The sequence below is a fragment of the Flavobacterium sp. genome, from assembly GCF_035292545.1.
GTDB lineage: Bacteria > Bacteroidota > Bacteroidia > Flavobacteriales > Flavobacteriaceae > Flavobacterium.
In genome coordinates this window covers 1-14,279 of record NZ_DATDPV010000047.1, presented here as the reverse complement: position 1 = coordinate 14,279, position 14,279 = coordinate 1, and the positions used below count along the sequence as shown (strand labels likewise).

Genomic DNA, 14,279 nt, shown 5'->3' with positions numbered 1-14,279 from the left:
AACATTGTAATCGGAACACTTAAAAACCAGAAATGCTTAATTCACTTTCCATAAATAACTTTGCCTTAATTGAAAAATTAGCAATTGATTTTTCTAAAGGATTTTCAATCATAACCGGAGAAACCGGTGCGGGAAAATCTATTTTATTAGGGGCATTAGGACTGGTTTTAGGAAAAAGAGCCGATTTGACTTCTTTAAAAAACAAAGAAGAAAAGTGCATTATTGAAGCTCATTTCCAGCTTTCAAGATACAATTTGCAACCTTTTTTTGAAGCCAATGATTTGGATTATGAAGAAGAAACTATCATTCGCAGAGAAATTTTGCCTTCTGGAAAATCGCGTGCTTTTGTAAACGATAGTCCGGTAAATCTTCAGGAATTGCAAGAATTGGGTTTGTATTTGATAGATATTCATTCACAACACCAAACCCAGGAATTATCCGAAGAAAACTTCCAATTTCAAATTATAGATTCCATTGCCAGCAATCAGGATTTGATTAATGAATATGGTACTGTTTTGAAATCATATAAAAAAGATAAAACGCAACTGACAACTTTAAATATCCAACTTCAAGCGGTATTAAAAGAGCAGGATTACAATACATTTTTGTTAGAAGAATTACTTTCGGCCCAACTAAAGTCGGGAGAACAGGAAGATTTGGAAAGCATTTATGAGCAATTAAATAATGTCGAATTCATAAAGGAAAACCTTGATAAATCTTTGGCTTTAGCCAATGAAGAGCAATATGGAATTCTTCAAAACCTAAAAGAGTTGAAATTGGCTTTGCAAAAAACAGCTAATTTTTCCTCGGACTATCATTCGTTAACCGAAAGAATCAGCAGTGTCTCCATTGAATTTGATGATATTGTAAATGAATTGGAACAATTGACTGAAAGTTTAACAAACGATCCGGAACAATTGGATTTAGTCAATCAAAAATTGCAAACCATTTACAATCTTCAAAAGAAACATCAGGTAAGCACAATTGACGAATTGCTTGAAATTCAAAACGATTTAGATAGCAAAGTAGTTTCTGTTGGTGAATTAGAAAATGAGATTGAAAAACTCCAAGGTAAAATCCAGCAATCAGCACTAGAGTTGGATAATTTCGCAAATTCAATCAGTGAAAATCGCATTAAAGCCGTTCCGATTTTATCCCAAAAATTGATTGCAATATTGGAACAATTAGGAATGCCAAATGTTCGTTTTAATATGGAAATCAATTCCACTTCCAATTATTTACAAAACGGAAAAGATGAATTGCAGTTTTTATTTTCGGCCAATAAAGGTTCCGATTTTGGATTGTTAAAGAAAGTGGCTTCCGGCGGAGAAATGTCCCGAATTATGTTGGCTACCAAAGCCATTTTGGCACAATATTCAAAATTACCAACGATTATTTTTGATGAAATTGACACGGGAGTTTCCGGAGAAATCGCCAATAAAATGGGTGATATCATGAAAGAAATGAGTGGAGCCATGCAGGTTTTTGCCATTACACATTTACCGCAAATTGCAGCAAAAGGGAATGCCCATTTCAAAGTATTCAAATCCATAGTTGGAGAGCAGACACAATCAGAATTAAAATTATTAAACAGCGAAGAACGGGTAGTAGAAATAGCGCAAATGCTGTCAGGAACTGTCGTTTCAGATTCGGCCATAAATCACGCAAAAGCCTTGCTGAACTAAATATTTCAATTATATTTGTTTCTTAAAATAAGTAGGCTTTATTGAATAAGCCATAAGCAGAAAACGATTCAACGATTAACCAAATCAACGAATAAACAATTAAAAAAAATATGATTATAGAGCCAAGAATGAGAGGGTTTATTTGTTTGACATCTCACCCAAAAGGATGCGAGCAAAATGTTAAAAATCAAATTGAATATATAAAATCAAAAGGACCTATTGACGGGGCTAAAAAAGTGCTGGTAATTGGAGCTTCAACAGGATTTGGTCTGGCTTCCAGAATTACAAGTGCTTTTGGTTCAAATGCAGCAACTATTGGTGTATTTTTTGAAAAACCTCCAACGGAAGGCAAAACGGCTTCACCAGGTTGGTATAATTCTGCCGCTTTTGAAAATGAAGCACATAAAGCAGGTTTATATGCAAAGAGTATCAACGGAGATGCTTTTTCAAATGAAATCAAACAACAAACATTAGATCTTATAAAAACCGATTTAGGCCAAGTAGATTTAGTAATCTATAGCTTAGCTTCACCGGTTCGTGTGCATCCGGTTACTGGTGTTATGCATCGTTCGGTATTGAAACCGATCGGAAGTGCCTTTACCAACAAAACGGTAGATTTTCATTCAGGTAAAGTTTCCGAAATTACAATCGAGCCATGCAGCGGTGATGATATCGAAAATACCATTGCAGTAATGGGTGGTGAAGACTGGTCGATGTGGATGGAAGCCTTGAAAGCAGCAAATCTGTTGGCTCCCGGCGCAACAACAGTGGCTTATTCTTATATCGGGCCATCCTTAACGGAAGCAGTTTACAGAAAAGGAACTATTGGTCGTGCAAAAGACCATTTGGAAGCAACTGCTTTTGCTATTACAGATAGTTTGAAAGATCTTCAGGGAAAAGCGTATGTTTCCGTAAATAAAGCATTGGTAACACAAGCAAGTTCTGCGATTCCGGTTATTCCTTTATACATTTCTTTGTTATACAAAATAATGAAAGAAGAAGGCATTCATGAAGGATGTATCGAGCAAATTCAACGTTTGTATCATGATAGATTGTATACAGGTAAACCTATTGAAACAGATGAAAAAGGCAGAATCCGAATTGATGATTGGGAAATGCGTGCCGATGTTCAGCAAAAAGTAGCTGATTTATGGATACAGGCTACTACTGAAAATTTAGCTGAAATAGGCGATTTGGAAGGATATAGAAAAGATTTTCATAACCTTTTTGGCTTTGGTTTTGAAGGAGTAGATTATGAAGCGGATACTAATGAAGTAGTGGATATTTCAAGTATTAAATAAATTTAAAGCTTTATTTAAATTGTAAATTTTTTAAAGTACCCTAATTTCTTAATGGTTTTATACATTCTATAAAATTAAGAAATTGGGGTACTTTTTTATTTTAACCAAAGATATTATTAGTAATAAAATAAATTTTTTGATATGTATAACTTATTAAAAGGAAAAAGAGGGATTATTTTCGGTGCCTTAGATGAAAATTCAATCGCATGGAAAACAGCTGAAAGGGTTCATGAAGAAGGCGGTATTTTCGTTTTAACCAATGCTCCGGCAGCCATGAGATTGGGTTCTATTGATCAATTAGCTCAAAAAACGGGTGCGCAAATTATTCCTGCAGATGCGACTTCTGTTGAAGATTTAGAGAATTTGGTAGACAAAGCTGTTGAAATTTTAGGCGGGAAAATCGATTTTGTTTTGCATTCTATTGGAATGTCGGTCAATGTCAGAAAAGAGAATCATTATACCAACCAAAATTATGAATATACCGAAAAAGGGTGGAATGTATCCGCAGTTTCGTTTCATAAAGTAATGCAGGTTTTATATAAAAAAGATGCGATGAACGAGTGGGGGAGTATTGTTGCCCTGACCTATATGGCGGCACAACGTGTATTTCCGGATTATAATGATATGGCGGATAATAAAGCTTATTTAGAATCGATAGCCCGTAGTTTTGGCTATTTCTTCGGAAAAGATAAAAAAGTGAGAGTAAATACCATTTCGCAATCACCAACTCCTACAAAGGCCGGTCATGGTGTGAAAGGTTTTGATGGATTTATTGCTTATGCAGAAAAAATGGCTCCACTTGGAAATGCAACTGCTTTAGATTGTGCCAATTATACGGTGGCGATGTTTTCTGATTTAACGAAAAGAGTCACATTGCAAAATTTATATAATGATGGCGGTTTTTCTAATATGGGCGTAAGTCAGGAAGTTTTGGAAAATTTCAGTTAATTCTACCACTTGTCATTTTTACTAAAAAAAAGCTCACAATTATTTTGTGAGCTTTTTTTTATTCAATATCTTTATGTGATAATTAACTATAAATCAAATGATTATGAAAAAAAATATTTTATTCTTATTTGTTTTATTTGCTTTCATACAAACAAATGCACAATCCATTGTGATAGGAACCGGTACTGGCACGACTGCAGGAAGTGAAAGCGATCCTGTAGACGGTTATTTTCAGGCATTTAGATATCAGGTCGTATATACTGCTGCACAATTAAGCGCTTCATTGACTCCTTATGACCAAATTACCGCTTTAGGATTTTCTATTGATGAAGATTATGCCGGCGGAAATTTAATGGGTTATACGATCAAAATGGGAAACACCACAGAAACAAATTCAGCCATACACAATGTAAATGCAACTACAGTAGTTAAAAATGCGTTTGCTTATAATCCTACGGTTACAGCCGCAGGAGTATTTAATATGATAATTTTCGACACCCCATTTGTATGGAACGGTGCAGATAATGTTGTTGTGGAAATTTGTTCAGATGGTCCAAATGTTTTCTCCGCTACTCATGGTGGTGTCAGAACGACGCCTGTAATTAATGGCTCAAGAAGATTTCGTATTGATTTAACAACAGCTTGCGGTGTAACAACTCAAACGGTAAATGGAAATAGACCAAATATTCAATTTAATTATGTTAATGGAGTACCACCTTCTTGCCCGGCACCAACGGGTCTGGTAGCTAATAATGTTACTTCAACTTCAGCAAACATAGTCTGGAATGCAGTTGCTGGTTCGGTAAATTACGAATATGTTTTAAATAATACAGCTACAAATCCGGTGGGTTCAGGAACAATTATTACGGCAACAACTTATGCAGCTTCTTTAGCACCATTAACTACCTATTATTTCCATTTAAGAGGCAATTGCGGCGCAGGTGGCTTTAGTTCCTGGTCCACGCTTTCTTTCATAACTCCAGCTACACCTCCGGTAAATGATAATTGTTCGGGTGCAACGGTACTGATTCCGGCTGTGAATTTTGCTTCAGGTGTGCAGTCAGGGACTATTTTAGGGGCGACCACTACTGTAGGAATAGCACCATCTTGCCAATCTTCCACTGCAAATGATGTTTGGTACTCAGTAGTTGTTCCTGCCTCAGGAACTTTAACTATAGAAACACGAGCAGCAGCCAGTGATAGTATGACAGATTCTGTCTTAGCTGCCTTTTCGGGGACTTGTGGGGCATTAATTGAAGTAGGCTGTGATGATGACGCTGGTATTGAAAGTATGTCTTTGTTATCATTAACAGGACAAACTCAGGGGGCTACACTTCGTGTGGGTGTATGGAAATTTGGAACATCTGATTTGTCAGCGATTAATAACCAATTTCAAATTGCAGCTTATGACGCTTCATTAGGAAGCGATTCTTTTGATAACGCTAATTTTTCATACTATCCGAACCCAGTAAAAAACAGGTTGAATTTATCTTATGATCAAAATATTTCTGATGTCACGATATATAATTTACTTGGACAGCAAATGATGGTAAAAGTAATTAATGATAATCAATCACAAATTGAGATGTCTCATTTTTCAAGCGGTACCTATTTGGTGAAAATCACAGCTGAAAGTCAGGTAAAAATGTTGAAAGTGGTTAAAGAATAAAATATTTTAATTTTTTTAATAAGCTTATCGTAGTCTGCGAAAAAGAAAAACGCAGCAGAATACAAAGATTTTGATGGTTGATTAAACATGGGCTCAAGACAGAAATTTTCTAAAACTTTTTATAATATAGAACATTTTTTATTTTACAAAAAAACTCACAATTATTTTGTGAGTTTTTTTTATTTGATATCTTTATGAAATAATTAACTATTAACTAAACATTTATGAAAAAAATTACCTTTTTACTATTACTTTTTGGTATTAGCTGGCAGATGGATGCGCAATGCATTCGGACATCAGAGTATGGAAACATTACCTCAAATAATTTGGGTTTGCCTCAAACGATTACAACTTGTGCTTATAGCACTATTGAATACTCTACTATAGCTGGTTTATTAGTAGGAAGTAATTATGTTTTTACCGCTAAAACAGGTAGCGCAGCTGGTGCTGGAACTGATATTTATATTACTCTGACTGATGTTTCCAACAATGTTATTCTTGATGGTATGTCGCCACTAACAGTAACTGGAATAACTGAAGGAACTGTGAGATTGCATTATTCTGAAGATGCTGCTTGTGCTGGTGTTGCAAGTTGCAGAAACGGCCAAGTGCAGTATTTAGCAACATGCCCACAGCCAACAAATTTGGCCGCATCAAACATAACTACAGTTTCTGCAAACTTATCCTGGACTCCACAAGGTGCAGCAACAATTTGGGATTTGGAATGGGGAGTGTCTGGATTCGCTCAAGGTAGTGGAACTGCAGTAAACGGATTAACTAGCTCAACCTATTCTTTAACTGGTTTGACCAATTCTAGCAATTATCAATTTTATGTTAGAAGTTATTGTAGTGTCTCTGACCAAAGTTTTTGGGCAGGTCCTTTTAGTTTTGTAACTTCTTGTCTTCCCGTAAATAATTTTTCTGAAAATTTCGATGGGGTTGCAACACCAAATTTGCCAATTTGTTGGGGAAAAATCATCAGCAATGGTGCTAGTACATTTGCGACAGTAGGTACTTCAACTACAAATAGCTCTACTCCTAATGGAGTAAATCTTTATAACTCGGATTCTCCTTCAACTTCAAATATCATTTTGGTTTCACCAACATTATCAAATTTGTCAGCAGGTACACATAGAATTCGTTTTACTGGTCGAAACTCTACTGCAACTCAAGATATCGAAATAGGTACACTTTCAGACCCTAGTGATGCATCTACTTTTACGGTTTTACAAACGGTAGATTTATCAACAACATTTGCGGACTATGTTGTGAGTTTTGCAACTTATAGTGGATCAAATACTTATATAGGTTTTAGAAGATTGTCAACGTCTACTTATACCAATGTCTATTTAGATAATATATATTGGGAAGCAATCCCTGCTGTAGCACCTTCTTGCACGACTAATTTTGTTGCAACACCAAATGCTACTTGTGGAAATTTTGCAACTCTGTTAACATGGAATGCATCGGCGAATACTGATGGTTATAAATTAACAATAGGAACAACTAGTGGTGGTACCAATATTTTAAATAATTCTAATATCGGTAATGTTACGACATACTCTATAAGTGGAAATATAAATACGACTTATTATTATACAGTGGTACCTTATAATTCAGCAGGTGATGCTGTTGGTTGTACAGAAAACACTTTTGTAACTGTGGCTACAGGATGTTACTGTACTTCAGTTCCTACAAGTAATGATGCGGCTGGGGTTTCAAATGTTCAAGTAGGAACTACTGACTTCGTTTCTGGAGATGTTACTTATGTTGATCATACAGCAACACCTGTTAATTTAGCTCAAGGAATCAATTCAAATGTTCAAATTACTTTTGCTACAGGATATACGTATGATGCAAATATTTGGATTGACTTTAATAATAATTATACTTTTGAGAGCACTGAATTAGTTACTTCTGTCATAGGTACTAATAATACAAATCCAACCACAATGAATGTGTCTTTCATGATGCCAATGTCAGCTGCTCTTGGACAACACAGAATGAGAATCGGTACTGCCGATTCAGGACAACTAGTTCCAAATTCATGTTATTCAGGTGCTTATGGTGTAACTTTAGATTTTACTGTTAATATAATTGCTCCTCCATGTACACCACCAGCAGGTACAACTTCAGTAACACTAGATTGTGTAAATAATCAATTCTTTGTTAATGTCAATGTAACAGCTTTAGGTAATGGTACCCCGGCAATTACTGATGGTACAACAACATGGCCAGTGACTGCATTAGGTAATATTCAAGTAGGTCCATTTGCTTTTGGAACTCCAGTTTCATTAAATTTACTACATGGTGTAAACAGCCTTTGCAATGTTTCATTAGGAACATTCAATTATAATGCTTGTCCTCCGGTAAATAACAATTGTTCAAATGGAATCGCATTAACTCCAACTGCAAATTTTGCATCAGGAGCTCAAACCGGAACAATTTATGAAGCTACGACTACTTCAGGAGTAACGCCATCTTGTCAAGCTTCATTTGGTAATGATGTTTGGTATACTGTAGTTGTTCCTCCATCTGGAACTTTAACTATTGAAACTCAAGCTGCTGTTAGCAATAGTATGACAGACTCTGTATTAGCTGTGTATTCTGGTGCCTGTGGGGCATTAGTTCAAGTGGGTTGTGATGATGACCTTGGTACTGGTAATATGTCATTATTATCTTTAACAGGACAAACTCCGGGTGCCACACTTTATATAGGTGTTTGGAAATATGCGACTGCAGCTCCATCTGTAACAAATAGCCAATTCCAAGTTGCTGCATATGATGCATCATTAGGAACGAATTCTTTTGATAATGCTAATTTCTCTTACTATCCAAATCCAGTAAAAAACATGCTGAATTTATCATATACAGAGAATATTTCTGATGTAGTGGTCTATAATTTACTTGGACAACAAGTGATTGCAAAAGCAATTAATGCCAATCAATCACAAATTGATATGTCTCATTTGTCAAGTGGAGCATACATGGTAAAAGTTACTGCTGATAATCAGGTAAAAATGATTAAAGTGATTAAAGAATAATTTCATAATATTTCTTCATATTAAAAACCACCAACATAAAAGTTGGTGGTTTTTTTATTTGTTTTATTTTTTATGTTTATCTTTATTGTAAATAATTGGAATTGTGGTGTTTACATTAAAACAAAACCAATCTATTCCTTTGTAACAAGCTGTGTTTCTCCTACAGGATGGAGTGGGTGCACTTTAAGAAGTTCATCAAAGTTTACAAAAATGGCAATCCGATTAAAATATATAATGATGGTGCTTTATCTGATTTGAAGTAGGTCGGAACTTTTGGAGCATCCCTTTAAGTTATGGTGAGAATATATCGTTCGATATTTAAAATAATAAAGACTTTTTTATTAATGAATCAATTTTTAAAAATTTATTTACCAATTAACTATTTAATATATAACACATTATGAAAAAAATTACTTTGGTTATTATTTTTATTGTGATGTCAGTAACATCAAGTAAAGCGCAGTTATTTACTATTCCTACCTGTAATGGAACAATTGGTTCTAATTTATATGGGCCAATGAACAGTATAACTACTGCAAATGCTACGAACAGAACTGCAGTGATTTATCCCTCTTCACAATTGACGGGTATTGCAGGACAGATTTTAAATGGGGTTTATTTTAAAAGAATTGCCGCTTCTGGTACTATGGCTGGAACTCCAAATTTTAAAGTTTACTTAAAAGAGACTCCTGCTATTGATTTTGGTGCCTCAGCTATTGATTGGGCTACCCAGATTGCTACTGCAACATTAGTTTATGATTCAGACCCAACTGCTAGTGTTGGTTCAACTGCGGGATGGAAAAATTTTGTATTTTCATCGAATTTCACATATTCCGGGACATCCAATTTAGCCGTATTTATGGAGTATGTTAATACTACTGCATTGACGACTTCCATAACTTGGGAATATGAATATTCATCGCCATGTATTTCTACAACAAACAGTAATACCACTAAGTACATCAATAATACAACAGGAGTTCCAGGATCAAGTTTAACCTCTACAAATTATAGAAGAGCTTATATTGGTTTCGATTTTGTGGTTTCATGTCCGGCACCAACAGGTTTGACTGCTACTAATATAACTACAAACTCTGTAGATTTGAATTGGACAGCTGGAGGATCCGAGACCGGATGGGAATATGTGGTTCAACCTGCAGGTACCGGAATACCAACTGTTGGAACTACTACAAGTCTGTCATCTTTTAATGTAGGGTCATTAAATTCAGGTACTGGTTATGAAGTATATACCAGAGCAGTATGTGGGGCAGGTGATAACAGCGTTTGGGTTGGACCAGTTAATTTTAGTACAGTTTGTGCTACTTTTCCAGTACCTTCTTTGGAAAATTTCACAACTTATGTGCCTAACTGTTGGCAAGAAGCAGATAATGGAGATCTTGCTGCCGGTCCTTTAACTTTTGGAACAAGCACTTGGATTGCCGATGGTTTTGGTAATGTGGGAACTACAGGCGCTGCAAGATATAATATCTCTACAAACTTGGCTAATGATTGGTTGTTAACACCATTATATACTATTCCGGCTATTGGATATCAGCTTAAATTTGATGCGGCGGCAACTCAGACAGGAAGTATAAATGCTCTAACCACAGCTTGGGAATCTGATGATATTGTAGAAGTGTTAGTCTCAACAGGAACTACAAGCTGGACTGTTCTTTATACTTATAATGATACAAATGTTCCATTAAATACAGGTTCAACAAATTTTATCAATCTGAATTCTTATGCCGGACAAGATGTAAGATTTGCTTTTAGAGTTGTAGAAGGAACAAGTAATGGTTCTGCAAATATTGATTTTTCAATTGATAATTTTGAATTACGATTAACACCTTCATGCATTGAACCAACTAGTTTAGTGGTTAATAATATTACTGATTCTTCTGCAGGCATAGTATGGGGCGCTGTTGCTGGTTCTGTAAATTATGAATATGTTTTAGATAATGTTATGACAGCTCCGGCGGGCTCAGGAACATCTACAACTGCAACCAATTTTTCCGCAACCTCTTTAACTCCCTTGACAACATATTATTTTCATGTAAGAAATAATTGTGGTGCTGAATTTAGTACTTGGTCAACAATATCTTTTACAACTTTAGCCTCACCTCCAGTAAATGACAATTGTTCAGGTGCTATTGCATTAACTGTAAATGCAGATCTTAATTGTACGACTGTAACTTCAGGAACAGTTTTAGCAGCAACAGCTTCAAGTGTCGATGCAACAGCGTGTTCAGGAACCGAAGATGATGATGTATGGTTTTCTTTTGTTGCTACAAATGCGACTCATAGAATTCAACTCTTAAATGTGGTCGGTAGCGTAACGGATATGTATCATTCTTTATGGACAGGGGTTGACTGCAATTCCTTATCACTCGTGACAGGAAGTTGTAGTGATTCTAATACCAGCAATCCTTCTGGTTTAATTATTGGGAGTACCTATTATTTAAGAGTAAATACTTGGACAGCTACTAGTGGTCAGAATTCAACTTTTGATGTTTGTATAGGAACACCACCACCACCACCAGGTAATGATTTGATTGCAAATGCTTCTATTTTGACTGAATCTACAAATGAGACATGTAATAATGGACTTTTAGGCACAACTGATTCTGCAACTCATTCTTCCGATTATTCTTGTAGTGCTACGGATGTTGATGTTTGGTATACTTTTACACCATCAATAACTGGAATCTATAACTTCAACAGAACAATTACTTTTGGAACAGGGACTGGATATGTTGCAATATATTCAGGGACTCCGGGAAGCTTAACGATTTTAAATACATGTTCAGTAAACAATTTTGCACAGCTATTGACTTCAGGAATCACTTATTATTTAGCAGTTGCATCTTCTGCGACTAGTACTGTAAGCTTTTCTTTATGTGCATATTTAGTTCCGGCAGCTCCTGCAAATGATTTATGTACTGGTGCTATTCCATTAACTGCGGGAGGTGTATTTGCTACTGGGGCTGTTGTTGGTTCAACAGCAGGTGCTACAACGGTTTCAGGATTAACCTATGCATGTCAGACGAATCGTTTTGAAGATGTTTGGTATTCTGTAACAGTTCCTGCTTCAGGTACTTTAACTATAGAGACAAAGCAAGTAACCGGTTCAGCATTAATTGATACCGTTCTTAGCGTATTTTCCGGAACTTGTGGTTCTTTAACAGAAGTAGGATGCAATGATGACGGCGGAGATGGAGCTCATTCTATCATAAGTCTAACTGGACAAACTCCTGGATCAACTTTATATATTGGAGTATGGAAATGGGGAACGTCAGCATCTGGCCAATTTCAGGTTTCAGCTTACGATGCTTCATTAAGCACTTCAGGTTTTGATAATAAAAGTTTCAGCGCTTATCCAAACCCAGTTAAAGAGGTATTGAATTTATCTTATACTCAAAACATTTCTGATGTGGCGGTATATAATTTACTTGGACAACAAGTGATTGCAAAAACAATCAATGCCAATCAATCACAAATTGATATGTCGCATTTGTCAAGTGGAACATACATGGTAAAAGTTACAGCTGATATTCAGGTGAAAATGATTAAAGTGATTAAAGAATAAGTTTTATAACATTTCTTCATATTAAAACCACCAACATAAAAGTTGGTGGTTTTTTATTTTTAATCATTAGTTGTTTTTCTGATATAGCAATAAATCTATAGGTTAAAAATGCGTTGTGGATAATTTTTAATGAAAATATAACAATAAATATTTAAAATGTGAAAGACTTTTCTATAATAGATTGTTTTTTTAAAATTGACTTACATTCGCCGAATATTGACAATTTTATCCCTATTTCATGAAAAAAATTACATTATTTATTGCTTTTGCGTTTCTATTTATACTCAAAAGTAATGCACAAGTTTCTTCTTATAGTTTTGCGCAGTCTAACGGATCTTATTCTGAATTTACAGATGGAACTGTTTTAGGAACTGCAACAGGAAATGCCGTTGGTGCACCTTCATTAGATAGTGAAGTTTATATGGTAACATTGCCATTTTCATTTATTTTTAATGGAGCTAGTTATAGTTCATGTTATGTTAGTTCTAATGGATATATTACTTTTGGTGCGACTGCGCCTACAACAGGGTTAGCTACTCCGATTTCTAATACAGCGGCATACAATGGTTCAATTTCGGCTTGGGGCGGAGATTTAAATGCTTTATTCGAATTAGGAGGCTTAACTGGTGATATGCAATGGAAAGAAATAGGAACGGCACCTAATAGAGAATTAGTTTTTCAATATAGAAGTTTTAGACCTGCGTATGCAACTAGTACAACTCTAGCTCCGTACATTAATTTTCAAATCCGATTGTCTGAGACAACAAATGAGATTAAATTTGTTTACGGTAGTTCAGGGTTGGCTGTTGGAACTACAAATAGTTCTACAACAAAACAAATTGGACTAAGAGGTGCGACAAACACTGATTTTAATAACAGAACAAACGCTACAACTGTTTTATTTACAGCTTCTACGTCAGGAACATTAAATACGAATACACAAGCTTACTCTTCAGTAAATGCAACACCAGGTGTTCCGTCAAACGGTTTAACATATACCTGGACACCACCAACGTGTTTAGCGCCATTATCAACGGAAGTTTCAAATATTACAACTACTACTGCAACCATATCCTGGTTAGCGACTGCAACAGTTCCTTCTGGAGGATATGAATATTATTATTCTACTTCAAATGTTGTACCAACAGGAGCAGGAACATCAACTTCAAATTTAACAGAAAATTTAACGGGTCTTTCGGACAGTTCTAATTATTTTTTATGGATAAGAAGTAATTGTGGATCTGGTAATTTCAGTGCGTGGGTAGGTCCGGTTTCTTTTGCAACAACATGTGTGTCTGCGACTAGTTTTTCTCAAAATTTTGATGGAGTTGCAGCATCAACTTTTCCTGTTTGTTGGGGTAAAGTAGGTACCACTGGATCTGCAAATTTGCAAACAACAAATCCTAGCTCTGCACCAAATACTTTGTATATGTATTCAACAAGTGCAACTACAAAAGCGGTCGTGAAAACTCTGCCAGTTTCAAATTTAGGTGCTGGTACTCATAGGTTAAAAATGCAAATGAGAGGAAACTCATCAATAGGTGGTGTTATAGAAATTGGTTATTTAACAGATGTTGCTGATGCAGCTTCTTTTGTTTCATTAGGTAGTGTAATAGCTGCTTCATTGGCTTATCAAGAATATAGTTTTGTTCCCGCAGCAGGAACTTATACTGATAATTTAGCACTTAGACATACTGGTGCACCTGCATATAGCGTGCTTATTGATGATGTTGTTTGGGAGACTATTCCAGCAGTAGTACCTAACTGTTCGGTGGTTTCTACTCCAGTTAACGGAAGTACAAATCAAAATGTGGCTACAAATTTAACATGGAGCGTGAATGGTATTGCAAGTGGTTACAAGCTTTCTATAGGTACAACTTCCGGAGGAACAGATATTCTAAACAATGTTGATTTAGGGAATGTAACTTCTTATAATCCACCAATAAATTTTGCTCCAAATACTTTGTATTTTTTATATCTAATTGCATACAATGTTACAGGTGATGCTACAGGATGTACAGAAACAAGTTTTACAACATCAGTACC

Annotated in this window: 7 protein-coding genes; all 7 read left to right on the top strand. The window is 35.5% G+C overall.

The window, feature by feature from the left end; all coding sequences use genetic code 11:
- Positions 1 to 32: 32 nt before the first annotated feature.
- Complete coding sequence (gene recN, locus VI621_RS08165; RefSeq protein WP_324217888.1) at positions 33 to 1,685, top strand: DNA repair protein RecN; 1,653 nt, start codon at positions 33 to 35, stop codon at positions 1,683 to 1,685.
- Between the two features lie 110 nt (positions 1,686 to 1,795).
- Positions 1,796 to 2,986, top strand: coding sequence for an enoyl-ACP reductase FabV (fabV, locus tag VI621_RS08160; protein WP_324217887.1), 1,191 nt, complete (start codon positions 1,796 to 1,798; stop codon positions 2,984 to 2,986).
- 141 nt (positions 2,987 to 3,127) lie between these two features.
- On the top strand, positions 3,128 to 3,934 hold the full coding sequence (locus tag VI621_RS08155; protein ID WP_324217886.1) for an enoyl-ACP reductase FabI: 807 nt from the start codon (positions 3,128 to 3,130) through the stop codon (positions 3,932 to 3,934).
- Positions 3,935 to 4,037: 103 nt separating this feature from the next.
- Positions 4,038 to 5,603: a T9SS type A sorting domain-containing protein gene (locus tag VI621_RS08150; protein WP_324217885.1), complete on the top strand. Its 1,566-nt coding sequence runs from the start codon at positions 4,038 to 4,040 to the stop codon at positions 5,601 to 5,603.
- Positions 5,604 to 5,827: 224 nt separating this feature from the next.
- The gene (locus VI621_RS08145) at positions 5,828 to 8,647 is read left to right on the top strand and encodes a T9SS type A sorting domain-containing protein (RefSeq protein WP_324217884.1); all 2,820 of its coding nucleotides are present in this window, start codon (positions 5,828 to 5,830) and stop codon (positions 8,645 to 8,647) included.
- 400 nt (positions 8,648 to 9,047) lie between these two features.
- Entirely contained in the window at positions 9,048 to 12,233 is a 3,186-nt protein-coding gene (locus VI621_RS08140) for a T9SS type A sorting domain-containing protein (RefSeq protein ID WP_324217883.1), read from the top strand.
- A 238-nt stretch (positions 12,234 to 12,471) separates the two neighbouring features.
- The coding region (locus VI621_RS08135; RefSeq protein ID WP_324217882.1) for a hypothetical protein at positions 12,472 to 14,279 on the top strand (1,808 nt) is incomplete at its 3' end.